The 24,229-nt window shown below is 69.4% G+C and carries 22 protein-coding genes; 2 read left to right on the top strand and 20 right to left on the bottom strand.

Translation table 11 applies throughout. The features are described from left to right. Positions 1-214 precede the first annotated feature (214 nt). The 17 genes from HWX55_RS04685 to HWX55_RS04605 form a co-directional block, all read right to left on the bottom strand. Complete coding sequence (locus HWX55_RS04685; protein WP_175974369.1) at positions 215-1,234, bottom strand: cyclase family protein; 1,020 nt, start codon at positions 1,232-1,234, stop codon at positions 215-217. Beyond that, a complete protein-coding gene (locus HWX55_RS04680) occupies positions 1,231-2,718 on the bottom strand; it encodes an MmgE/PrpD family protein (RefSeq protein WP_175974367.1) in 1,488 nt (495 codons plus the stop codon). The genes HWX55_RS04685 and HWX55_RS04680 overlap by 4 nt, the downstream gene beginning before the upstream one ends. Beyond that, positions 2,715-3,578, bottom strand: a complete 864-nt coding sequence (locus HWX55_RS04675; protein WP_175974365.1) for a CoA ester lyase — start codon at positions 3,576-3,578, stop codon at positions 2,715-2,717. Before HWX55_RS04675 ends, HWX55_RS04680 begins: the two co-directional genes overlap by 4 nt. Further along, positions 3,575-4,813: a CoA transferase gene (locus HWX55_RS04670; protein ID WP_175974363.1), complete on the bottom strand. Its 1,239-nt coding sequence runs from the start codon at positions 4,811-4,813 to the stop codon at positions 3,575-3,577. Before HWX55_RS04670 ends, HWX55_RS04675 begins: the two co-directional genes overlap by 4 nt. Positions 4,814-4,915: 102 nt before the next feature. Next, on the bottom strand, positions 4,916-6,079 hold the full coding sequence (locus HWX55_RS04665) for a zinc-binding alcohol dehydrogenase family protein (protein WP_175974361.1): 1,164 nt from the start codon (positions 6,077-6,079) through the stop codon (positions 4,916-4,918). A 58-nt stretch (positions 6,080-6,137) separates the two neighbouring features. Beyond that, the gene (locus HWX55_RS04660) at positions 6,138-6,725 is read right to left on the bottom strand and encodes a hydrolase (protein ID WP_175974359.1); all 588 of its coding nucleotides are present in this window, start codon (positions 6,723-6,725) and stop codon (positions 6,138-6,140) included. Between the two features lie 9 nt (positions 6,726-6,734). Beyond that, positions 6,735-8,234: an MFS transporter gene (locus HWX55_RS04655; RefSeq protein WP_175974357.1), complete on the bottom strand. Its 1,500-nt coding sequence runs from the start codon at positions 8,232-8,234 to the stop codon at positions 6,735-6,737. A gap of 413 nt (positions 8,235-8,647) precedes the next feature. Beyond that, positions 8,648-9,055 (bottom strand): YbgC/FadM family acyl-CoA thioesterase, encoded by a 408-nt coding sequence (locus HWX55_RS04650; RefSeq protein ID WP_175974355.1) that lies wholly within the window; start codon positions 9,053-9,055, stop codon positions 8,648-8,650. Between the two features lie 53 nt (positions 9,056-9,108). Continuing rightward, on the bottom strand, positions 9,109-10,335 hold the full coding sequence (locus tag HWX55_RS04645) for a beta-ketoacyl synthase N-terminal-like domain-containing protein (protein WP_175974353.1): 1,227 nt from the start codon (positions 10,333-10,335) through the stop codon (positions 9,109-9,111). Positions 10,336-10,606: 271 nt separating this feature from the next. Then, positions 10,607-11,353 carry a glucose 1-dehydrogenase gene (locus HWX55_RS04640; RefSeq protein ID WP_050017591.1) on the bottom strand — a complete coding sequence of 249 codons (747 nt, stop codon included), beginning with the start codon at positions 11,351-11,353 and terminating at the stop codon, positions 10,607-10,609. Positions 11,354-11,519: 166 nt separating this feature from the next. Beyond that, entirely contained in the window at positions 11,520-12,224 is a 705-nt protein-coding gene (locus HWX55_RS04635; protein WP_175974351.1) for an ABC transporter ATP-binding protein, read from the bottom strand. Continuing rightward, the gene (locus HWX55_RS04630) at positions 12,221-12,973 is read right to left on the bottom strand and encodes an ABC transporter ATP-binding protein (protein WP_175974349.1); all 753 of its coding nucleotides are present in this window, start codon (positions 12,971-12,973) and stop codon (positions 12,221-12,223) included. Before HWX55_RS04630 ends, HWX55_RS04635 begins: the two co-directional genes overlap by 4 nt. Then, on the bottom strand, positions 12,970-14,199 hold the full coding sequence (locus tag HWX55_RS04625) for a branched-chain amino acid ABC transporter permease (protein ID WP_175974347.1): 1,230 nt from the start codon (positions 14,197-14,199) through the stop codon (positions 12,970-12,972). Before HWX55_RS04625 ends, HWX55_RS04630 begins: the two co-directional genes overlap by 4 nt. Beyond that, entirely contained in the window at positions 14,192-15,127 is a 936-nt protein-coding gene (locus HWX55_RS04620; RefSeq protein WP_175974345.1) for a branched-chain amino acid ABC transporter permease, read from the bottom strand. Before HWX55_RS04620 ends, HWX55_RS04625 begins: the two co-directional genes overlap by 8 nt. 9 nt (positions 15,128-15,136) lie before the next feature. Continuing rightward, complete coding sequence (locus HWX55_RS04615; RefSeq protein ID WP_175974343.1) at positions 15,137-15,574, bottom strand: thioesterase family protein; 438 nt, start codon at positions 15,572-15,574, stop codon at positions 15,137-15,139. A gap of 160 nt (positions 15,575-15,734) precedes the next feature. Continuing rightward, positions 15,735-16,271: an NUDIX domain-containing protein gene (locus HWX55_RS04610; RefSeq protein WP_175974340.1), complete on the bottom strand. Its 537-nt coding sequence runs from the start codon at positions 16,269-16,271 to the stop codon at positions 15,735-15,737. A gap of 122 nt (positions 16,272-16,393) precedes the next feature. Then, a complete protein-coding gene (locus HWX55_RS04605; RefSeq protein ID WP_175974338.1) occupies positions 16,394-17,668 on the bottom strand; it encodes a YbfB/YjiJ family MFS transporter in 1,275 nt (424 codons plus the stop codon). 125 nt (positions 17,669-17,793) lie between these two features. On the opposite strand from HWX55_RS04605, the gene HWX55_RS04600 reads away from it, so the two are divergent. Beyond that, a complete protein-coding gene (locus HWX55_RS04600; protein ID WP_175974336.1) occupies positions 17,794-18,708 on the top strand; it encodes a LysR family transcriptional regulator in 915 nt (304 codons plus the stop codon). A gap of 149 nt (positions 18,709-18,857) precedes the next feature. On the opposite strand, the gene alaS is transcribed toward HWX55_RS04600, so the two are convergent. Next, positions 18,858-21,482: an alanine--tRNA ligase gene (gene alaS, locus HWX55_RS04595; protein ID WP_175974334.1), complete on the bottom strand. Its 2,625-nt coding sequence runs from the start codon at positions 21,480-21,482 to the stop codon at positions 18,858-18,860. A gap of 254 nt (positions 21,483-21,736) precedes the next feature. Here alaS and HWX55_RS04590 point away from each other — a divergent pair, with 254 nt between their 5' ends. Then, positions 21,737-22,957 carry a CaiB/BaiF CoA-transferase family protein gene (locus HWX55_RS04590; protein WP_175974332.1) on the top strand — a complete coding sequence of 407 codons (1,221 nt, stop codon included), beginning with the start codon at positions 21,737-21,739 and terminating at the stop codon, positions 22,955-22,957. A gap of 126 nt (positions 22,958-23,083) precedes the next feature. On the opposite strand, the gene HWX55_RS04585 is transcribed toward HWX55_RS04590, so the two are convergent. Both HWX55_RS04585 and HWX55_RS04580 read right to left on the bottom strand, forming a co-directional pair. Then, complete coding sequence (locus HWX55_RS04585) at positions 23,084-23,632, bottom strand: alpha/beta hydrolase (RefSeq protein WP_175974330.1); 549 nt, start codon at positions 23,630-23,632, stop codon at positions 23,084-23,086. A gap of 195 nt (positions 23,633-23,827) precedes the next feature. Beyond that, complete coding sequence (locus HWX55_RS04580) at positions 23,828-24,037, bottom strand: ornithine acetyltransferase (RefSeq protein WP_006497729.1); 210 nt, start codon at positions 24,035-24,037, stop codon at positions 23,828-23,830. Between the last annotated feature and the right edge of the window lie 192 nt (positions 24,038-24,229).

Raw genomic sequence — 24,229 nt, 5'->3', positions numbered from 1 at the left:
GGAAATCCCCTGATATTTAGTGCAATAAACGAGAATAGTCCAATCTTGACGTTTCAATATTTTTTATATACCCCGCGTCATTGATTCGGTTTCTGATTTGAATGAGCCGGTTTTCGGTCATTTTTTCGATAATCGGTTCAATCGACGATTCCGGATCGACGCATGGAGACGGTTCACCCCGGCCCGTCGCGCACCGTCAGCGGCCGTCTGCGCGTCACACTGTCGCGACCGGATTCACCGGCGCACCGACCAGCCCGCGGATATGCAACGGCGGTGCGGTCAGCAGGAACCGGTTTCGCCGATGCGCGCGCAGCCAGTTCGCGAGCGGCGTCAGATGCCACAGCTCGCCGAGGTGGATGCCGAGCTTGAACAGGCACAGCTCGTGCAGCGGCATCAGCGCACCCGGTTGCGCGAGCGGCTGCGCATGCTGCGGCCGCTCCTCGATCGCATGGTTGTCGGCCACGAGCGCCGCGAGCCGCGACTCGTCGATCCACTGCAGCAGGCGCGCGTCGCTGCTGTCCAGCACGCAGGCGCTCGCGACGGTCGCTGGCGACCCGCTCTCGTCGTTCAGCAGCAGATCGGCGAAACCGGTGTGGATGCAGACGATGTCGCCCTGCTCGACGTGCACGTCGTCCGCTTCCATCACGCGCATCAGCTGCGCGTAGCCGATTTTCGTGCGGGCGTCGCCGAAGTGATGCCGCAGGTCGATCAGCACGCCGCGCCCCTGCACGCCGGTGCGCGCCATCACCTCGATGCCGAGCGCGCGCGCGCCGCCGGTCGCGTCGCCCTCCTGCGGCACCCGCAGATGCTCGCCCATCCGGAAACCGTTGTAGAACACGATTTCGGGCACGCCGTCGTCGTCCGCGTCGAAGACGCCGCCGACGTGCGCGAGGCCGTCCCATTGCGTCGAAAACTGCGAATGCATGCAGAACGAATCGTCGCACACCACATCGGTTGCGTTCGCCACCTGTTCGTCGGCGCGATAGCCGAAGTACGGCTTGCCGCCGAGCAGCGCCGGCATGATCGCCGGCGGCCGCCGGCGCGCGTTCAGCCCGCCGCCGCGCGGCACGTCGAGCGGCAGGCTCAGCGAGAACGACAGGCCTTCGCGCACCTCGGCGACGCCTTGCCGTACCTTGTCCGACGTCAGCCAGTTCAACCGTCCCTTCTGATCGTCCGGACCGAAATCGCCCCAGTTCGAGCCGGGCGGCCGCTTGTTCCAGCGTGGTGCGTTCAAGATGGCTCTCCTCCTTTCCGGTTCGAATGCACGCTGGACGTCAGCGCGGCCAGCGCATCCAGCGGCGTGTCGTCGACGAGCGCCTGTACCGCGTCGCGCAGTTCGAGCGCGCGCGACATGCCGAGCGTCGAACTCGCGGCGAGCACGAACTTCGCGACGCGTTCCTGTTCGGTCAGCGGCCGCGTACGGGTGCCCTTGCTCGACTCGACGCGCGCCTCGCGCACCTGCCCGTCGCGCAACGTCACCGTCAGCACGGCAGGCAGGCATTGCGGAAATCGCGCGTCGCACCACGGATCGGCGACGCAGCGCACCTTCGCGGCCAGCGCCCGGCGTGCGGAATCGTGCACCCGCGCATCGTCGAAATCGTCGAACCAGACGCCGAGCCCGCCGCCGCCGAGCAGCGCGGCCGCGATCGTGTACGGCCCCGAGAACGCCGCCGCATACCCGTTCGGCGGATTGGCCTTCAACTCGGCAGGCTCGCCGATCGTGCGCAGCGTCGCCGTCGCGACCCGCAGCTCGGCCGACACCACGTCGTCGGCCGTCACGCCCTGCGCCTTCAATTGCAGCGCCGCGTCGATGCCCGGATGCGTGAAGTGGTTGCACGGGTACGGCTTGAAGATGATCCGACTTGTCTCCCAGTCCTCGCCGAGGTTGCGCAGCACCGCGTCGACGTCGGCCAGATCGCCGCACCATGCGTGAAAGAAGCCGAAGCGGCCTTCGAGCGCGGTCGGCGGCGCGGTCACGCCGGCGCCCGCCAGCTCCGCCGCGCTCACGCCCGCATGCGCGGCCCAGCCGCAGTGGATCCGCTTCACGGAGCCGCCGGTGCGATTAGCCTCGAGCAGGCCCGCGCCCATGCTCGCGGCGACGCCGAGCGCCGCGGCGATCTGCGCGGCATCGAGCCCGAGCAGCATCGCCGCGGCCGCGGCCGCGCCGACCGTCCCGCAGATCGACGTCGCGTGCTGGCCGCGCTCGAAGAACACCGAATTGCCGATCCGCTCGTTGTAGGCGGCCACGCCGAGCCGGATGCAGATCTCGGTGCCGACCGTGATCGCATCGAGCAGCGCCGCACCCGACGCGCCGCTCGCCTGGGCGGCGGCGAGCGCGGCCGGAATCACCGACGCGCTCGGATGCAGCACCGACAGCATGTGCGAGTCGTCGAAATCCATCGCATGCGCGAGCGTGCCGTTGACGAGCGCGGCGCTCGCGGCCGGCAGCCGGTCGGGCACGCCGATCACGCTCGCGCGGCCGTGGCCGCCCCAGCGCCGCGTGACCTGCAGCACGGACTGCGCGACGGGTTCATCGTGCGCGATCAGGCTGTTGCCGACCATGTCGAGCACGCGGGCGGCGGCCTCGACGCGCAGCATGCGCGCGAGCCCGTCGGCGCGCACCGCCGCGGCGAAGCGGCCGAGCGCGCCGACGATGCCATCCTGACTCGCGGGCCTGGCGGCAGCGGCCGGTGCGGAGAGCGTATCGGGCGCGCTCATGCCGCCACTCCGTCGCGCCGCAGATGGGTCGCCAACGCGAGCGTCACGCGCGCGTTCGCGATCAGCGGCGGCGCCACCACGCGGCCGTCGGGCAGCACGAACACCGACGATTGATCGTCCGCCGCATCGACTGCCTCGAGCACGCGCTCGGCCGCACGGATTTCGTCGTCCGACGGCGTGAACACCGCGTTGATGACCGGAAGCTGGGACGGATGGATCGCGAAGCGGCCGACGAATCCCATCGATTTCGCGCGCAACGTCGATTCCTTCAGGCCGTCGAGATCGCCGAGCGTGTGATAGACCGTCTGGATCGGCCCGTTCAGCCCCGCCGCGCGCGACGCCACCACGCAACGCGCGCGGCACACTTCGAGCGTGAAGTTGTCGACGCCGATCCGCAGGTCGGCGCGCAGGTCGCTTTCGCCAAGCCCGATCCGTTCGAGCCGCGGCGACGCGGTCGCGAGCTGGTAAGCCGTCTCCACCCCATACGCCGATTCGATCAGGATCTGGATCCCGGCTTCGCTGCCGAGCGCATCGAGCCAGCCCGCGACCTCCTGGATGTGCGCGGGGAAATCGCATTTCGGCAAACGCAGCGCCTGCAACGCAGGCAACGCGATCGCCTTGACGTCGTCGCGGCACCACGGACTGCCGATCGGGTTGACGCGCACGTAGGTCGGCTTCGGCGGGCCGCCCGCGAGAATCGCGGCGGCGGCCTGGCGGGCGTCGACCTTGTGGCTCGCCGGCACCGCGTCCTCGAGATCCAGCACGATCGCGTCGGCCTCGCTCGCGTAGGCCTTCTCGACCACCTGCGTCTTGTGCGCGGGCACGTACAGGTAGCTGCGGCAGGTTGCGCTCTGTTTCAAATCACACCTCGTTCGGTCAGGTCGGCCAGGTCCTGCTGTTCCAGTCCCAATGCGCCGAATACTTCATCGTTGTGCGCGCCGCGCGACGGCCCGCCCCAGCGGATCGCGCCGGGCGTGTCGGACAGCCGGAACGGCACGTTGTGCGTGCGGAATGCGCCCAGTTCGGCGTCGGGTACCGAGACGACCGAGCCGAGCGCCGCGTACTGCGGATCGCGCAGCACGTCGGCGACGTCGTAGATCGGCGCGACGGCCGCCTCCGCGCGCTCGAACGCGTCGATCACGTCGTCGCGCGTGCGCTGCCCGATCCAGCCGCCGACCGCCGCGTCGAGTTCGTCCGCATGCTTTGCGCGCTCGACGCCGCTCGCGAACCACGGCTCGTCGATCAGGTCCGCGCGGCCGACGAGCCGCATCACGCGCTCCGCGATGCTGTGCGCCGACGTCGACAGCGCGACCCACTTGCCGTCCGACGTGCGATACACGCCGCGCGGCGCATTGTTCGGCGAGCGGTTGCCGGCGCGCTCGGGCACGCGCCCCGTCTGGTCGTAGCTCGCGACCTGCGCGCCCATCGCCGCGAGCATCGTCTCGATGATCGCGAGATCGACCACCTGCCCGCGTCCGGTGCGCTCGCGCGCTTTCAGCGCGGTCATGATCGCGAATGCGGCGGTCAGCCCCGCCACCGTGTCCGCGAGCGGAAACGACGGCAGCAGCGGCGGCCCGTCGGCCTCGCCGGTGGCCGCCGCCAGCCCGCTCATCGCTTCCGCGAGCGTGCCGAAACCGGGACGGCGCGCATACGGGCCGAACTGGCCGAAGCCCGTCACGCGGACCAGCACGAGCCGCGGATTGATCGCGGACAACACGTCGTAGCCGAGCCCCCAGCGCTCCAGCGTGCCGGGCCGGAAATTCTCGACCACCACGTCGGCCTGCGCGGCCAGCTCGCGAAAGAGCCGCTGGCCGTCGGCCGTGCCGAGATTCAGCGTGACCGCCCGCTTGTTGCGCGCGACCACCTTCCACCACAACGGCACGTCGTCGCGGCGCGCGCCGTACTTGCGCGCCGGATCGCCCGTCGGATGTTCCACCTTGATCACGTCGGCGCCGTAGTCGGCGAGCATCGTCGCCGCGAGCGGGCCGGCAAACAGCGTCGCGGCGTCGATCACGCGAATGCCGCCGAGCGGCGCGCGACTGACGCTGTCCGATGCCGTGCCGGCGTCGACTTCCCCGGTTTCCACAGAAGCCATGGCGTTCTCCTGCCAGATAGGTTGCATGGCGCGCCGCGTCTCTACATCGTTTGCATGCCTAATCATCATACGACGATGCAGGCGCGGCGCGCGACCCGCGACTCAGACCGCGTTGATCCGATAGATCGGGAAATACGTCTCGATCTTCCCGTTCAGGTAGTCGGACGCGAGCTTCGGCACGTCGTCGAAATCGAAGATCTCGGTCGGTTCCTGGCCGATCCAGCCGGTCGATTCCTGGAAGTCGCGGATCGTGATGCTGTCGTCGTAGCGCCACGCATGCGTGTGGATGTGCAGGCGGCGGTTGATGCATTCCGTCGCGCGCAGGTTCCACAGACGCATCCCGGTTTTCCAGCCGACCGTCGCGACGATGCCGGTGCGGCCCGTCACGCGCATCGTCGCGCGATACAGCGCGCCGCCGAGATTGTCGAGGAAGATCGCGACGCCGCGGCCGCCGCTCAGCTCGGCGATCGTCTCGGCGAATACGCGTTCCGACTCGCGGTAGCGCGCCTGGTAGTCCGGATCGGCCCGGTAGCGCGCCTCGTCATACGCGAGATCCGGAAACTTGCGGCGGTCGACCGGCGTGATGCCGAGCTTCGCGAGTTCCTCGAGCCTGCGGTCGTTGCTCGCCGTCATCGCGACGCGAAAGCCTTCGCGCTTCGCGAGCTGCAGCTCGGCCAGCGTCGTGCCGCCGCCCCAGCCGAACACCAGATAGTCGGCCGGATCGACGTCCGGCAACTGCGAACGCCAGCACGTCGACGCGACCTTCCAGTTGTCCCATGCGGTGAAGTAGCGGCCGTAGGTCGCCCATTGCAGCAGCGAGTGGCGGCTGTCGGTCGGCACCGGCACCAGGTTGTCGGCGCGCATCTTGGTACGCTGCGCCATCACGCCGATCGTGCCGGGCGCGTCGTACGCGTAGACGAGCTCGGCGAATCCGTACTCGTCGCGCTTGCCGAACGGCATCACCATGCAGATCTCGCCATCCTTCAGCGCGTGGACCGCGCGACCGCGCTCCACGACGCGCACCAGCGCGCCGTTGCCCAGCACGATCTTGTCCTCGCGGCGCTGGCGGCAGATGTCGACCGGATTGCGCGACAGCGCATGGTCGAGGTTCGCTTCCCACGATCCGTACAGCGGCTCGACGAGCACCTCGTCGGCTTCGAGCGCGGAAAATTCGAAGGTTTCGCGGCGCAGCTCGCCCGCGACGGGCGGCTGCTGGCGGGTCGGTTCCGGTCCTGCGTAAAGAACCCATGCATCGGTCTTGATCATCGTCATTCCTCGGTAAACGACTGGTATGTGAAAAAGCGCGCCGAACGACTCGCCGGCTTCAGCGCGACCGGGCCTGCTCCAGTGCCGCCTCCACGTCCGCCGCCGCGGCGACCTGCCCGAGCTTCGGGAAGATCTGGGTCAGCGCGAACGTCTGCGCATCGGCCGACGACGTGCTGACCGCGTCGCTCACGACGACGACGTTGTAGTTGTTTTCGTATGCCTGGCGCGCCGTCGATTCGACGCCGATGTTGGTCGCGATGCCCGTCAGCACGATGTCGGTGATGCCGCGGCGACGCAGTTGCACGTCCAGGTCGGTGCCGGTGAACGCGCCCCACTGATGCTTCGTCACGACGATGTCGGACGACGACACGCCGAGCGCCGGCGCGAACGCGCTCCATTCGGGATCGAGATTCGGCGGCGGCGACGGCGCATCCGTCTTCACCTTCAGCGCCACGCCGCCGTCCGGCAGGTAGCTCGTGTGCACGTAGATCACGGGCAGCCCCTGCGCGCGGAAAGCCGCCGCCAGCTCGACCGTCTTCGCGACGACCTGCGCGCCGGTATAAGGCTTGACCGGCAGTGCGACGATGCCGTTCTGCAGATCGATGGCGACGAGTGCGGCGGTGCGATTGAGCGTCGGAATGGACATGTATCACCCTCACTTTTGTTGTGGAACGGAAGAAACGGCGGCGTCGAGGTGCCGGCTCGATACCGCATTGAGCAACAGCAGCACGCTGATCACCGCCAGGACGACGGCAAGCGCGCGCAAGCCGCGGTCGCTCGCCGGATGGCCGAGCGCGAGACCGACGAGCGCGAACGACAGGCTGCCGCCAACATACTGCGCGGTGCGGTACAGCCCGGAGGCCGTACCGATCCGGCCGTGCGGCGTGCTCTGGTAGAGCGTGGCCTGATTGCCGAGATTGTTGAAACCATTAGGAATACCGAACACGATGGACAGCACGACGATCGCCGCGATCGGCAGGCTGCTCGTCATCCGGCTCATCACGACGCTGCCGATGCAGAGCAGCGCGGAACCGATGACCAGCACCGGGCGTGCGCCGTGGCGATGCACGATGCGGGTCGCGAGCATCGTCGTGACGATGCCGATGCCGGCGACCGGCAGCATCACGAGACCGGCGTCGGCCGCCGACAGCCCCCTGGCCTCCTGCAGCCACATCGGCAACGCATAGAAGATTGCGTAGAACACCGCATAGGTGCCGACGCAGCGCAGGTACGTGCCGAGCAGCGGACGGTTGTCGGCCAGCATCCGGATGTCGATCAACGGCGCAGCAGCCTGCCGCTCGCGACCGATCAACAGCGGCGCGAGTACGAGCGTCGCGGCCAGCAGCAGCCAATCGGGTTCGCGCGACACCGATTGCAGGAACAGCAGCAGGCTCGCGAGCGTCAGCACGAACAACGCGACGCCCGGCAGATCCAGTTCCGTCAGCGTGCCGCGCAGCGTACTGCGCGCCTGCGCGCCGCGATAGGCCGGGTCGGCCGGAATCCACAGCCAGGCGAACAGGAACGCGGCCAGCACGATCGGCACGTTGATCCAGAAGATCGCGCGCCAGCCGGCGAACTGCACGAGCGCGCCGCCGAGCGGCGGGCCGAACGCGACGGCCACCTGCGCCGCGATCGAAATCGCGCCGAGGCCGCCCGTCGGCGTCGCGCCATTCGCATGCTGCTGCGACCACGCGCGAATCATCGCCATGCCGGCCGGATACGCGGCGGACGTGCCGATGCCGAGTGCGACGCGCGACGCAACCAGCCAACCGAGCGTCGGCGCGAATGGCGCGAGCGACGACGCGACCAGCACGATCGCGAGGCCGATGCAGAAGATCCGCTTCGCACCGAAGCGATCGGCGAGTCGCCCCATCGTCGGCTGGCCGGCGGCCGTCGCGAGATAAAGGCCCGACACGAGCCACAACGTATCGATGCGCGTGGGCGCGGCGCCGTGCGGCGCGAATGCCTGCTGGATGCTGACGAGCGCGACCGCGATCATCGACGAGTTCAGCGCGTTGAGCAGCGTGCCGAGCACGATCGGGCCCACCAGCTTCGCCGGCAGGCGCAGACCTGTGTCGCGTCGGCAGCCGTCTTCGGGCGCGCCGCCGGCGGTCGCACGTGCGGTGTGCCGGGATCGATCATGAGTCGTTTTCATGGCGTCTTCGCGTGATGGATAGGCATCGGTCGATGAATATCGAACGTGCGTTCACCTTACCGCTCCGATCGCCGCGGATGAAATGGATTGTTGCGATGCACACATTCGCAACTTGAATGGGGAATGTGCGCGGCACGCATGCGAGCGGTATACGCCGGCACGGCCCCGCAAAGCGGGATGCGTCCGCCAGCCTTGCGTGACAGGCGTATGCGCAGGATTCGGAAGGATGACTTCGGTCAGCGCGGCACGCTGCGCGCACCGTCCTCGTGCGCGCGGCACGACGGCTTTATGTCGCGCCGCGACACGGGATCAGAGGGTAGCCTCTACCGAAATCGCATCAGTGCCGCACGCGTGCAGCGAACGTCGAAGGCTGCGTGGCAATGGACGACACGCTGCACCACGGCATGCGACTTTCATTCGACGCGAAACGCAAACGGAATCCGAACCGGTCGCAGCGTGTCGAGATTCACGCCGGCGAGCCCCGTTCGCCCTTTTGCCAGCAGCGTATCGTCGCGATAGACCTCTTGGTGGAACGCGATACGCACGCGCGTGAGCTCGGTCAGCGTCGTGCGGATCGTCAACGGTTCGTCGTGACGCGCCGGCGACAGGAACTCCGTCTCGATGCGGCAGACGATGAGTCCGGTTCGCAGTTCGGCCATCATGTGCGCGAGATCGACGCCGTTGGCGCGATACCACTCCATCCTGGCCTGATCGAACCAGCGCAGGTAGTTCGCGTGATAGACGACGCCGCCGAGATCGACATCCACGAACGGCACGCGCAATGCAAGATGATGGCTGCGATGGCTGGGAGCAACATGCATGTCGAGACCTCCGGGAGAAATCGGCAGTTCGGGAAAAGGCATGCGGCGGCGCGCTATTGCATCTGCGCGCGATAGGCGTTCGTCATGACGAGCGTCGCATTGACGCCGCCGAAACCGAAACTGTTCGTCATCACGGTCGTCAGTTTCCGCTGCGTGGTCGCCGTGACGATGTCGAAGCCGCACGCGCCGTCGTCGAGCTGCTCGATGTTCATGCTCGGCGCAATGAATCCGCCGTTCATCATGAGCACCGCATAGATGAACTCGTGCACGCCGGCCGCGCCCTGCGCGTGGCCGGTCGTCGACTTGGTCGACGACACCGGCGGCGCGGCCTCGCCGAACACGTTGCGGATCGCGCGTAATTCGCGGATATCGCCGACGGGCGTAGACGTGCCGTGCGTGTTCAGATAGTCGATCGGCAAATCGATACCGCGCAATGCCAGCCTCATGCTGCGCTCGGCGCCTTCGCCGGACGGCACGACCATGTCGATACCGTCGGTCGTCGTGCCGTAGCCGATCACTTCCGCATAGACGGGCGCACCGCGCTCGATTGCATGATTCATTTCCTCGACCACGACGATCCCTGCGCCGCCTGAAATCACGAAGCCGTCGCGGTCCGCATCGTAGGTGCGCGAGGCCCGCACCGGCGTACCGTTGAAGCGGGTCGACAGCGCGCCGATCGCATCGTACTGGCACGCGACTTCCCAGCCCAGTTCTTCGGCGCCGCCGGCGAACACGATGTCCTGCGTGCCGGCCCTGATCAATTCGACGGCATGGCCGATGCACTGCGCCGATGCGGCGCACGCGCCGCAGATTGCGTAGCTCACGCCGCGCACGCCGAACGCGACGGCAAGGCACGCGGCATGGACAGACGGCATCGAATGCACGATGTCGTACGCGCCGACGCCGCGCAATCCACGCGTGCGCATGGCATCGACCGCATGGACGTAACCGAGCGACACCCCGCACGCGTTGCCGACGATCACGCCGGTGCGCTCGTTCGACACGAGGCGCGGGGGCAGCCGCGCGTCGTCGATCGCTTGTTGCATGCATGCGAATGCTTGCAGCGCGGCAGGAGTCATCCATCGGAGATGCCGGCGATCGACGCGATCCGCCGCAGGCGCCTCGACGGGCGCCCAGACGTGGCTGCGCAGTCCCGCGTCCCTGAATGATTCGGAAAACACGATGGCGCTGCGGCCCGCGCGCAGCGCGTCGCGCACGGTCGGGACATCGCTGCCGATGCTGGACGCAATGCCGATCCCCGTGATGACCGCACGTCTCATGTCCCGCTTCCCCGAAAACGAACCATGTCGGCGTCGGCCGCATGTCGAGCGCCGCACCGCCGATGTTCGCTCGACCGGCCAGCGACGTGCGCCGTTTGCATCCGGACGCAAACCGTTCAAACCTGCCGGATCACTTCAGAGGAATTAAATATCGAAATTCGCGTTTTCGCAAACCCGACCGACGCTGCACTGCGGGGATGCCGCGACGGCGGGGCCTGCGACGCGATGATCGCGGGGCACGTTGCCCCGCGCAGGCCCCGCTCATGCCGACTCAGCGCAGCCCGCCGCTCGCGACGAGGCGCTCCCCGGTCAGCCAGCGTGCATCGTCCGATGCGAGGAACACGGCGACCGACGCGATGTCGTTCGGCTCGCCGAGGCGGCCGAGCGGCGTCTGGCCGAGCACTTGCGCTTCGAGATCGGAGCCGATGATGCCCGCGCTGTGCGTGCCTTCGGTCACGACCATCCCCGGGTTGATCGCATTCACGCGGATCTTGCGCGGTGCGAGCTCGAGCGCGAGCACGCCGGTGATCGCGTCGACCGCGCCCTTCGTGCCGCTGTACACGGCGCTGGCCGGCGGCGTGATGCTGGTCACGACCGAGCTGATGTTGATGATGCTCGCGCCTTCGCCGAGATGCTTGGCGGCCGCCTGCGTGGTCAGCAGCACGCCGAACACGTTCGTGTCGAACTGCCGGCGGTAGTGTTCTTCGGTGATCGCTTCGATCGGCGCGAATTCGTACACGCCGGAGTTGTTGACGAGCACGTCGAGACGGCCGTACGTGTCGACCGCGGTATCGATGATGCGCTGCGCGTCGGCAGCCTTCGACACGTCGCCGCCGACCGCGACCGCGCGGCCGCCCGCTTCGGTGATCGCGCTCACGACCGCATCCGCGCCCGCCTTGCTGCTCGCGTAGTTGACGACGACCGCTGCGCCTTCGTCGGCCAGTGCCTTCGCGATCGCCGCGCCGATGCCCTTCGAGGCGCCCGTGACGACCGCTACCTTGCCTGCCAGCTTGCTCATGATTTCATTCCTCAGTCAGAAGACCTTCGATGGATGGCGCCGGTTGCCGCGACGATGTTGCCGCGGCAATCGGCCTGACTGGAAATTTACGTTGCGGCACCGCAGCGATAAAGCGGCTCGACGCGAATTGACTGGCGGAGTTTGCCGAACAATCGACCGGGCGCGGTCAGCCGGCGCTCAGCCACGCGTCGGCAACCTCGCCGTGCAGCCCGTCGAGCCCGCCGTCGTAGACGATCCGTCCCCGCCCCATGACCGCGACGCGCCGCGCGAGCCGCGGCGCAAGCTGCAGCCGCTGCTCGATCAGCACGATCGCGACGCCGTCGGCCTGCAGCGCGGCGAGGCACGCGCCGACTTCGTCGACCGCGAGCGGCGCGAGCCCCTCGGCCGGTTCGTCGACGATCAGCACGCGCGGGCGCCCCGCGAGTGCGCGCACCAGCGCGAGCACCTGCTGCTCCCCGCCCGACAGCCGCCCGGCTTTCACGTCCGCGCGCGCGGCCAGCAGCGGAAAACGGTCGAACAGGCGGTCGAGCGCCGTGCGTTCGGCTGCGCCGCTCACGCCGCGCAAACCGAGCCGCAGGTTCTCGCGCACGGTCAGCAGCGGGAACACGTCGCGGCTTTCGGCGACGTAAGCGACGCCGCACCGCGCGATCTCGAACGTGCGCGCCCCTGCGCATTCGGCGCCCGCGATGCGCACCGAGCCGGCCGTGCGCACGAGCCCCATCACGGCCTTCGCGAGCGTCGAGCGCCCGGAGCCGTTGCGGCCGAGCAGCGCGAGCGTCTCGCCCGGCGCGAGCGCGACATCGACGCCGTCGAGTACGGGCTGCATCCCGTACCACGCGCGCAGCCCGCGAATGTCGAGCACCGCGCTCATGCCGCACCCTCGCCCAGATACGCGGCACGCACGCGCGGATCGGCGCGGATCGCGTCCGGCGCGCCGGTCGCGACCACCGTGCCGCGCACGAGCACCGTGATGCGTTCGGCGAAACCGAACACCGCGTCCATGTCGTGCTCGATCATCAGGACCGTGCGGCCCTGCGTCGTCGCGCGGATCAACGCGATCATCCGCGCGGCCTGCGCGCGGCTCATGCCGGCCGTCGGCTCGTCGAGCAGCAGCGTCCGTGCGCCGCTCGCGAGCGCGATGCCGAGATCGAGCGCGCGCTGCTCCGCATAGCCGAGTTCGCCGGCCGGCGTGTCGCGCCGCGCGTCGAGGCCGATGTCGTGCAGCACGCGCGCGGCCGCGAGATCGACTGACGCGGATTCGCGCAGCCGGTTCCACCAGCGCCGCCGTTCGGCCGGCGCATGCAGCGCCGCGCAGCGCAGGTTGTCGAATACGCTCAGGCGCGCGAACGCGCTCGTCTGCTGGAAACTGCGGCCGATGCCGAGGCGGCTCGCGACGACGGGCCCGCGCCCGCGCAGCGCGACGCCGTGCAACATGACGCGCCCGCGCGTCGGCCGCGTCGCGCCGGCGATCACGCTGAACAGCGTCGACTTGCCCGCGCCGTTCGGCCCGATCAGCGCGTGGCGCTCGCCGGCTGCGATGCTCAGATCGACACCGTCGAGCACGGTCTGCGCACCGAAGCGCTGCACGATGCCGTGCAGCGCGATCGCGTTGCCGTTCATCGCGCGTCCTCCCGCGTGGCGGCCGCCGCGCCGTGCCCGAGCCGCGCGCGCCAGCCCCACAGCAGGATGCCGATGCCGGCCGCCGAACCCGCGACGGCCCAGCCGATCGGCGTATCGGCGTCGATGCCCCATGCGCCGAACGCGACGCCCGTGCCGTCGTCCTGCGCGAAGCGCCACGCATAGCCGAGCTCGGCCGCGCAGACGATCGCGACGCCCCAGAACGCACACGCGCCGATGGCGCACAGCAGCCGCCACCGCTCGGTCGCCGGGGCCTCGCGCCGCAGCGCATGCGCGAATGCCTGCGCGATGCCCGCGATCCCGCCCGGCGCGGCGACGACGATCGCGACGAACAGCACGCCGAGATACAGCGCCCACGCGCGCGACACGCCCGCGACGACGATGCTCAGCGCGGTCAGCACGGCCGCGCCGGCCGCCGGCCCGAAGAATGCGCCGGTGCCGCCGATCACCGCGGCGATCAGCACGGTCGCCGAGCGCGCCATCGATACGCTGTCGGGCGTCGCGATCTCGACGTCGATCAGCGTCAGCGTGCCGGCGACGCCGGCGAAAAACGACGCGCAGGCGACCATCGCGAGCCGCACGCGGCGCGGATCGGTGCCGAGCGCCGCGACGCGCGCCGGGTTGTCGCGCACCGCGTTCGCGAGCCGCGCGAGCGGCGTGCGGGTCAGCGTATGCATCGCCCATGCCGACACGACGCACCACGCGGCGATCAGCGCATACGCGTGCGCCGGCGCGCCGAAATGCGCGTTGCCCCACGGCGCGCCGCTCGCGCGGTCGATCGGCACGCCGCCGATCCCGCCGAACCACGCGGGCACGCTCCACGCGGCCGCCGCGACACACTCGCCGAGCCCGAGCGTGATCATCGCGAACGCGGTGCCGGAACGGCGCGTCGCCAGCAGCCCGGCGACGCACCCGAAGCCCGCGCCGGCCACGCCGCCGACGAGCGGCAACAGCGGCAGCGGGCCGCCGATGCGGTTGAACCAGTGCGCGGCCGCGAACGCGCCGAGGCCCGCGAACGCCGCATGCCCGAACGACAGCAGCCCGGTCGTGCCGAGTTGAAGGTTGTACGACAGCGCGAGCACGACGAGCGCGGCCGTCTGCGCCAGATAGCCGAGCACCGCGCCATGCGGCCACAGCCACGCGGGCAGCGCGAAGCATGCGGCGAACAGCGCCCAGCGCGCGCCTCCGGCCAGTGCGCGGCTATGCATCGACACGCTCGCCGAACAACCCGCGCGGCCGCGCGACCAGCACCGCGACGAGCAGCAGGTACGGCACCAGCGGCGCCAGTTGCGCGATCGACACCGCGGCCACGCTGTCGGGCAGCGCGATGCCCGTCCATTGCGCGAGATCGCGCAGCGACGTGTCGCTCGCGGCCGCGAAGGTCTGTGCGAAGCCGACCGCGAGCGACGCGATGAATGCGCCGCCGAGCGAACCCAGGCCACCGATCACGACGACCGCGAACACGACCGACCCAACGGTCTCGGCCAGCGCGGGCTCGATCACCGCAAGCGGCGCGCCGATCACGCCGGCCAGCGCCGCGAGCGCGGTGCCCGCACCGAACAGCGCCGTCATCACGCGCGGCACGTCGTAGCCGAGCACCTCGACCGCCGCACGATGCGTGAGCGCCGCGCGCACGACGAGCCCGATGCGCGACGCACGCAGCAGCACGCCGAGCGCGACCAGCATCGTCGCGGACATCGCCATCATGAACAGCCGGTAACGCGGCAACGCAAGACCGAACACGATCGCGGGCGCGCCGTCGAACAGCGGCGGCACGGGCGCCGGCAGCGGCGCGAGACCCCACACGAGCTTCGCGCCCTCGCCGATCAGATACGCGAGCCCGAAGGTCAGCAGCAGTTCGCTCGTATGGCCGCGCGCCTGCACGCGGCGCAGCAGCACACGTTCGCAGCCGGCGCCGAGCAGCCCGACCGCGAGCGGCGCGAGCACGAGCGCGGGCCCGAAGCCCGCATGAGCCGCGATGCTGTAGCCGACATAAGCCCCGAGCATGTAGAAGCTCGCATGCGCGAAGTTGAGCACGCCCTGCACGCTGAAGATCAGCGTGAGGCCGGCCGACAGCATGAACAGCAGCAAGCCATAGCTGAGGCCGTTGAAGGCCTGGAGCGCGAACGCGTGCACCGCGTTGCGTCAGGCGGCGAGCGGTTCGAGCGCGGCGCGCAGCGCGTCGGGCAGCGGCACCGGGCGGCGCGTGCCGCGATCGACGTACACGTGCACGAAATGCCCCTGCGCGGCGGGCGACGCATCGCCTTGCGCGAACAGCCCGACTTCGTAGCGCACGCTCGACGTGCCGAGCTTCACGACGCGCAGCCCCGCGTCGACCGATTGCGGAAACACGAGCGGCGCGAAGTAGTTGCACTGCGTCTCGACGACGAGCCCGATCGTCTGCCCGTGCTCGACGTCGAGCACGCCCGTGCGGATCAGGTACTCGTTCACCACGGTATCGAAGTAGCTGTAGTAGACGACGTTGTTCACGTGCCCGTAGACGTCGTTGTCCATCCAGCGGGTCGTGATCGGCAGGAAGTGGCGATAGGCGTCGCGCGGACGCGGCTGCGGCTTGTCGGACATGGCGATGGCGCTCAGGACGAGGGAGGCGAAGGGAACGAAAGAGACGATGGGGACGACGCGCGGCGGCCGCATGCAGCGACGCGCCGGCCGGCAGCGAAGCACCGCGCCGCGATCGCGCGCGGCACGGCGGACGACACCACCTCGCGGGCGGGCCGGCCCGTCACTGCCCCGGCCGGTCGACGAATTCGAAATCGAGGCCGCGCGCGCGCATCCAGTCGGCGAGCGCGACGCCCGTGCCGGCGCGCCACGGGCGCAGCAGCGGCGGATCGACGAGCTTGTATTCGAGCAGTTCCGGCGACAGCGACACCGTGCCCGACGCCCGCACGTGGTACGCGATGATCAGTTCGTTCTTGCGGATGAATTCGTACACGCCGACGAGCGACACCTGCTCGGCCTTCAGCGCGGTTTCCTCGAACACCTCGCGCGCGATGCCGTCCTCGGGCGTTTCGCCGTTTTCGAGAAAGCCGGTGATCAGCGCGAACATCCCTTCGGGCCACGCGGCGTTGCGCGCGAGCAGGATCTTGCCGTCGAGTTCGACGATCGCGGCGACGACGGGCAGCGGGTTGTTCCAGTGCACGTAGCCGCAGGTGTCGTCGGGACAGGCCTGGCGGATGCGGCCGCCCTCATGGTCGGGATCGGCACGCTCGGTCAGCGGGCTCGCGCAGCGCGGGCAAAAGCGGTAGTCGGCGATGGTCATCGATGGGGATCTGGCGAGCGCCCGGCCTCGGCCTGAAGGCCGCGTCGCGCGTCCGCTCGGCGCGGAAAAGGCTTCATTCTAGCGAGTTTGCCCGCGCCCGAGACGATCCGGCCCCACCGACGTCAGGATGAGCGGCGCCCGCGTGCGGCGGTCGCCGCGAAGCCGGCGGCGCCGATCAGCAGCGCCGCCGCCGCGACCCACAGCGCCGGCGTAAACGACCCGAAGCGCGCGGCCAGCGGCGCCGCGACGAGCGGCCCGAGGATCTGCCCGACGCCGTACGATGCGGTCGCATAGCCCATCAGTCCGGCCGCACGCTCGCCGTGCAGGCGCCGCGCCTCGCGCATCGCGAACAGCGTGATCGCGGTGAACGGCAACCCGAGCAGCGCGCTGCCGATCGAGAAGCCGGCCGCGTTCGGCCACACGATTCCGGCCGCGATACCGAGCGCCTGCGTCGCGCAGCCGGCCGCCAGCAGCAGCCGGTTGTCCCAGTGCCCGGGCAGCCGCGCAGCGGTGACCGCGCCGACGATCAGCGCTGCACCGAACATCGGCCAGAACAGGTCGGGCCAAGGCGAGCCGGCCGGCAGCGCGGCGCGCGCGATCACCGGCAGGAACGTCGCGGTGATGATGTAGCCGAAGCCCGGTGCGCCGTACAGCACGACGAGCCACACGGCGTCCGCGCGGCGGCTTCGCGTGCCGGCCCGTGCTGCCGGGGTGGCCGACGCTCCCGTGACCGTATGCGGCGCGGCGGCCGGTGGCGTCGCCTGCGCGTGCGCGTGCGCCTGCGCCGCGGCCGGCACCGCACCGAACGTGCGCCAGATCGCGAACGACAGCACGGCCGACAACGCCGCGAAACCGAGCCAGCCCACCGCCGCGTGTCGGCCGGCCAGCGCGCTGCCGATCAGCCCCGTCACCACGATGCCGACGCCCGGCCCCGCATAGATCACCCCGCTCCATTCGGGCGCATGCAGCTCGGCCAGCCGCCGCAGCCCCCATTGCGACACGAACACGAACGTCCATGCGCTGACGATGCCCGCGACGAAACGCACGACGAGCCACACCGGCAGCGCGTGACCGACGCCCATCGCGGCGGTCAGCAGCACGGTCGCCGCGAGCCCGAAGCGCACCATTCGCGCCGGCGCGACGCGCAGCGCCGCGCAACTGACCGCGCCGGCGAAGTACCCCGCATAGTTCGCCGATGCGAGCCAGCTGCCGGCTTTCAGACCGATCGAGCCGTCCGCGAGCATCAGCGGCAACAGCGGCGTGAACGCGAAACGGCCGACGCCGAGCACGACGGCCAGGCCGACCATGCAGGCGAGCGCGGCCGCGCGGGCACGGCGGTCGGCCTGGTCGGACGAAAGGACGCGGGCGGCGGCGGTCAGGGCATCGAAGCGGGACATGGCGGCAAAGGCCGGCGCTTCGCGCACGCCGGCCGGATCGGAAATCGGAATGGGTTCATCCTAGCTTGACCGACCGTTCTCGAAAAATGAATAATTAAGAATCAACCCATCCCTCGGAGAGAATCATGGACCTGGCGGCGCTGGCGATCTTCCGGGCGGTCGTGCGCGAGAACGGCGTGACGCGCGCGGCGGCCAAGCTCAATCGCGTGCAATCGAACGTCACGACGCGCATCAAGCAGCTCGAGGAAGAACTCGGCGCGGCGCTGTTCGTGCGCGACGGCCGCCGGCTCGTGCTGACGCCGGCCGGGCATACGCTGCTGCCGTATGCGGAGCGCCTGCTCGCGCTCGCCGACGAGGCGCGCGACGCGGTGCGCGAGGACACGCCGCGCGGCCGGCTGCGGCTCGGCACGATGGAAAGCACGGCCGCGAGCCGCCTGCCGGCCCTCCTCGCGCGCTACCACCATGCATGGCCCGACGTGTCGCTCGAACTGCTGACGGGCACGACCGGCTGCCTGATCGACCGCGTGCGCGACTTCGAGATCGACGCCGCGCTGTTCGCGCGCCCGCCCGAGCCGGACGCGCTGCCCGACACGTTCGAGACGGTGCCGATCTTTCGTGAGGATCTCGTGCTGCTCACGCCGCGCGGCCATCCGCCGGTACGCACGCCGCGCGACGTGATCCTGCCGACGCTGATCGCGTTCGAGCGTGGCTGCGCATATCGCAAGTACGTCGAGCAGTGGTATGCGGCGCACGGCGTGAAGCCGGCGCGCGTGCTCGAACTCGGCTCGTATCACGCGATCGTCGCGTGCGTCGCGGCCGGCGCGGGCGTCGCGGCCGCGCCGCGCTCGGTGCTCGATCTGCAGCCTGAAACCGGCAACGTCGCCGCGCACACGATTCCCGAACTCGCAGGCATCGACACGCTGCTCGGGTGGCGGCGCGGTTATGCGTCGGCGGCGCTCGCCGCATTGCGCGATGCGCTCACCGAGGCCGCGCGGCAGCCTGGCGACGCGGCGAAGCCGGCCGCGACCGTGCCGGCCTGACCTGGATTCGCGCGCCGCCGTGGCAATCGACGCGCGCAACCTGCACGGCCTGCACAAACAAAACGACCCGACCGGCATCTGCCGATCGGGTCGTTTTTCGATTCACGCGATGCCGTCGGTGCGGCGGCATCGCATCGGTCGTGCAACGATCAGAGCCGTTCTTCGACCCAGCCCTTCACGCCGGCCAGCGCGCCCGGCAGGTTCGCCGGCTCGGTGCCGCCCGCCTGCGCCATGTCCGGACGACCGCCGCCCTTGCCGCCGACCTGCTGCGCGACGAAGTTCACGAGTTCGCCGGCCTTGACCTTCTTGCTCGCGTCCGGTGTGACGCCCGCGATCAGGCTGACCTTGCCGCCTTCGACGGCCGCCAGCACGATCGCCGCGCTCTTCAGCTTGTCCTTCAGCTTGTCGACCGTTTCGCGCAGCGTCTTCGCGTCGGCGCCGTCGAGCGTCGCGGCCAGCACGTACACGCCGCCGACTTCGACGGCCTGCTGCGCGAGCTCATCGCCCTGGCTCGACGCGAGCTTCGACTTCAGCGCGCCCAGCTCCTTCTCGAGCGACTTCACCTGCTCCTGCACCTGCGCGATCCGCTGCGTGAGTTCCGACGGCTGGGCCTTCAGCGCCGCTGCCGCTTCATTCACGCGTGCGTCGAGCTCCTGCACGTAGCGCACCGCGTTGTCGCCGGTGATCGCCTCGACGCGGCGGATACCGGCCGCGACGCCGCCTTCGACGACGATCTTGAACAGGCCGATGTCGCCGGTGCGGTGCACGTGCGTGCCGCCGCAGAGTTCGCGCGAGAAGCCGAGGTCGAGCACACGCACTTCGTCGCCATACTTCTCGCCGAACAGCGCCATCGCGCCGCCCTTCACCGCTTCGTCGTACGGCATCACGCGCACGATGCCCGGCGCGTTGGCCAGGATCTCGTTGTTGACGATCTGCTCGACGCGACGGATTTCGTCGTCGGTCATCGGTGCGTTGTGCGCGAAGTCGAAACGGGTCTTTTCCGCGTCGACGAGCGAACCCTTCTGCTGCACGTGCGCGCCGAGCACTTCGCGCAGCGCCTTGTGCATCAGGTGGGTGGCCGAGTGGTTGCGCTGCGTGCGCGCACGGCGATGCGCGTCGATTTCCGCGCGCAGCACGTCGCCGACCTTAAGCGTGCCCTGCTCGAGCGTGCCGTGATGGCCGATCACGTCGGCCTGCACCTTCAGCGTGTCGGCCACCGCGAAGCGCGTCGCGGCGTTCGCGAGCACGCCCTGGTCGCCGACCTGGCCGCCCGATTCCGCGTAGAACGGCGTGTGGTCAAGCACGACGACCGCATCCTGGCCAGCCTTCACTTCGTTGACGGCCGAGCCGTCGACGTACAGCGCGACGACCTTCGCGTCGTCGAACGCGATTTCCTCGTAACCGTGGAAGGTGGTCTTCGCGCCCGAGTATTCGAGGCCCTGCGTGGCCTTGAACTTGCCGGCCGCACGGGCCTGCTCGCGCTGGCGCGCCATCGCGTCGTCGAAGGCCGGCTCGTCGACCGTCATCCCGCGCTCGCGGCACACGTCGGCCGTCAGGTCCAGCGGGAAGCCGTAGGTATCGTGCAGCTTGAACGCGAGTTCGCCGTCGAGCACCTTGCCGCCCTTCGCTTCGACATCCGCCAGCGCGGCTTCGAGGATCGACATCCCGTGCTCGATCGTCTCGAAGAAGCGTTCTTCTTCCTGGCGCAGCACGTCGGTCACGCGCTGCTCGGCTTCCTTCAGCTCCGGATAGGCGGTGCCCATCTCGGCGACGAGGTCGGCCACCAGCTTGTGGAAGAACGCGCCCTTGCGGCCAAGCTTGTAGCCGTGGCGGATCGCGCGGCGCACGATCCGGCGCAGCACGTAGCCGCGGCCTTCGTTGCCGGGGATCACGCCGTCGACGATCAGGAACGAGCACGCGCGGATGTGATCGGCGATCACCTTCAGCGAGTTGTTCGTGAGGTCGCTGATGTCGGTCACGCGCGCGGCGGCCTTGATCAGGTTCTGGAACAGGTCGATCTCGTAGTTGCTGTGCACGTGCTGCAGCACCGCGGCGAGACGCTCGAGGCCCATGCCGGTGTCGACCGACTGCTTCGGCAGGCGCGTCATGTTGCCCTGCGCGTCGCGGTTGAACTGCATGAACACGAGGTTCCAGATCTCGATGTAGCGGTCGCCGTCTTCTTCAGGCGACCCCGGCGGGCCGCCCCACACGTCCGGGCCGTGGTCGTAGAAGATTTCGGTGCACGGGCCGCACGGGCCGGTGTCGCCCATCGTCCAGAAGTTGTCCGACGCGTAGCGCGCGCCCTTGTTGTCGCCGATCCGGATGATCCGCTCGGTCGGCACGCCGACTTCCTTCGCCCAGATGTCGTACGCCTCGTCGTCTTCCTGGTAGACGGTGACCCACAGCTTGTCCTTCGGCAGCTGGTAGACCGTGGTCAGCAGCTCCCACGCGAACTTGATCGCGTCGTGCTTGAAGTAGTCGCCGAACGAGAAGTTGCCGAGCATCTCGAAGAACGTGTGGTGGCGCGCCGTGTAGCCGACGTTCTCGAGGTCGTTGTGCTTGCCGCCCGCGCGCACGCTGCGCTGCGCCGTCGTGGCGCGCGAGTACGGGCGCGGGTCCGTGCCGAGGAAGACGTCCTTGAACTGGACCATGCCCGAGTTCGTGAACATCAGCGTGGGGTCGTTACCGGGCACGAGGCTCGACGAGCGGACGATCGTGTGGCCCTTCGATTCGAAGAATTTGAGGAATTTCTCGCGGATTTCGGCAGCTTTCATGGCGTGCGGGGACAGTCTGGCAAAGACGGCTTCAAACGCCGGCGCCCCAGGCGGGGCGCGCGGCGGCATGGATTCGGAAACGATCGATTATACGGGATCGGGGCCGGCTTCCGGGCAAAGCGCCGGCAAGGCGGCCCGGCCCTCCGGGCAATGGGCCTGGGCCACCCGCGCGGCCGATTCGCCTTAAGATGCTCGACATGCCAATCGGCCTTGCCCGTCAACGCAGGCCCGCCATGAAAGGAGACGATTCGACGATGGGTGCCCTGAGCCATATCCGCGTGCTGGACCTGACCCGCGTGCTCGCGGGCCCGTGGTGCGCGCAGACCCTCGCCGATTTCGGCGCGGATGTGATCAAGGTCGAGCGCCCGGGCGCCGGCGACGACACGCGCCACTGGGGGCCGCCGTACCTGAAGGACGCGGACGGCGCGGATACCGCCGAAGCCGCGTACTACCTCGCGGCGAACCGCAACAAACGCTCGGTGACGGTCGATATCGCGACGCCGGAAGGCCAGCAGATCGTGCGCGAGCTTGCCGCGCAAAGCGACGTCGTGCTCGAGAACTACAAGGTCGGGCAATTGAAGAAGTACGGGCTCGATTACGACTCGCTGCGGGCGGTGAAGGCCGATCTCGTCTACTGCTCGGTCACCGGCTTCGGCCAGACCGGCCCGTACGCGCATCGCGCGGGCTACGACTTCATCGTGCAGGGGATCGGCGGCTTCATGAGCATCACCGGCGAACGCGACGGCGAGCCGGGCGGCGGCCCGCAGAAGGCCGGCGTCGCGATCGCCGATCTCGCGACCGGCCTCTATTCGACGATCGCCGTGCTCGCCGCGCTCGCGCACCGCGACCGCACGGGCGAAGGCCAGTACATCGACATGGCGCTGCTCGACGTGCAGGTCGCGCTGCTCGCGAACATGAACACCAACTTCCTCGCGAGCGGCAAGCCGCCGGTGCGCTGGGGCAACGCGCACCCGAACATCGTGCCGTACCAGACGTTCCAGACGCGCGACGGCTGGATCATCGTCGCGGTCGGCAACGACGGGCAGTTCCGCAAGTTCGTCGAAGCGGGCGGGCGGCCCGGGCTGGCCGACGACGAGCGCTTCGCGACGAACCCGTCGCGCGTGCGTCACCGCGACACGCTGGTGCCGATTCTCGCGGAGATGGTGAAGGCGCGCGACAAGGCCGACTGGATCGGGGCGCTCGAAGCGGCCGGCGTGCCGTGCGGGCCGATCAACGATCTCGACGAGGTGTTCGACAACGAACAGGTGATCGCGCGCGGGATGCAGGTCTCGCTGCCGCATCCGTGCGGCGCGGACGTGAAGCTCGTGCGCAACCCGATCCGGATGAGCGCGACGCCGCCCGACGCGCGCACGGCCCCGCCGCTGCTCGGCGCGCAGACGGAAGCCGTGCTGCGCGACATGCTCGGCTACGACGACGTGCGGATCGCCGCGTTGAAGGCGAAGCAGGCGATCTGAGCGCGGTTCGGGTGACGGCGTCGCGATGGCTGCGTTCGCACGCGGTGGCATGCCCGGCGATCGCCTGCGACGGATACGCCGATCGAACGCGCCACTCGAACCAATGGGATCTACGGAGTCGACAGGTTAGCGCGCCATCGCATCGAGCCAGCCACGCGCTTGCGGCCAGTCGCCGAGTCCGCTGTCCGCGTTGATGTGGCCGCGCGGGCCGATGTCGCGGAACGCACTGCCCCACGCATGCGCGCAGCCGCGCGCGAACGCGAGCGAACCGTACGGATCGTCGCTGCTCGCGACCACGCAGGTCGGAAACGGCAACCGCTCGTGCGGCACCGGGCCGAAGCCGTGCGCGTCAGCCGGAAACACCGGCCCGGCCGGATCGGGCAATGCAACGAGCAGCGCGCCGCGCACTTTCGCGAGCGCGGCCGGCCGCGCGTAGCGCGTCGCCCACCACGCGGCGGTCAGCGTACCGAGGCTGTGGCCGGCGATCAGCACGGGCCCGCGCGCGGCTTCGACCGCGCGGTCGAGCGCGCGACACCAGCCGTTGCGAAACGCGTGGTTCCAGTCCGGCATCGCAATCCGCACGAAACGCGGATCGGTGCGCTCCCAGCGGCTCTGCCAGTGAAGCGGGCCCGAATTGGCGTAGCCCGGCAAGACGAAAACGACGGGGTCGGTCATGGAAAGGTTCGTCGACGAATGGAATCGTGTTGTAGCGTCGACGCAGTGTCGCACACCCGCCTCTCCCTGATGGTGCCTGTCAAAATCCGGGGGATGTGCGTGACCTTCGAGCGGGTCGTGACGCGGTGAGGCAAGTGTCACGACCGGGGCCGGCGGTCGGATGCGCCCGCGTCGCGAGCGCCCCGCCGGCGTGAATCAGCGTACGCCGGCGCCGACCAGGCCGCCTGCCGCCGCGCCGGCCACCGTGCCGACCGGGCCGCCGGTGATCAGGTAGCCGAGCGCGCCGCCCGCGGCCGCGCCGATCCCGGCGTTACGCTGCGTATGCGTCATCGCGCAGGCGCCGAGTTGCGACAGGGCCGCGACGATCACCGCGGTACGAACCAGAAAAGTGGTCTTCTTCATCATGATTATTGGCTTCCTCCCGCCCGCAAAAATCGCGAATGGCGGCATTGATTCGGTGAAGGCATCATAGGAAAAGCCGAACGGCGGCGGCAATCCGATTTACGTCGTGTTACAGCCGACACACACTCGATATATTGCGATACACATCGCGAGCGGACGACGCCCGACCGGCAGCCCGCGCGGGAGGGACCCCGG

The sequence above is a fragment of the Burkholderia sp. BCC1047 genome (genome assembly GCF_902833155.1).
GTDB lineage: Bacteria > Pseudomonadota > Gammaproteobacteria > Burkholderiales > Burkholderiaceae > Burkholderia > Burkholderia sola.
Note: the sequence above shows the minus strand (reverse complement) of the source record. Positions and strands in the feature narration are given on the sequence as shown.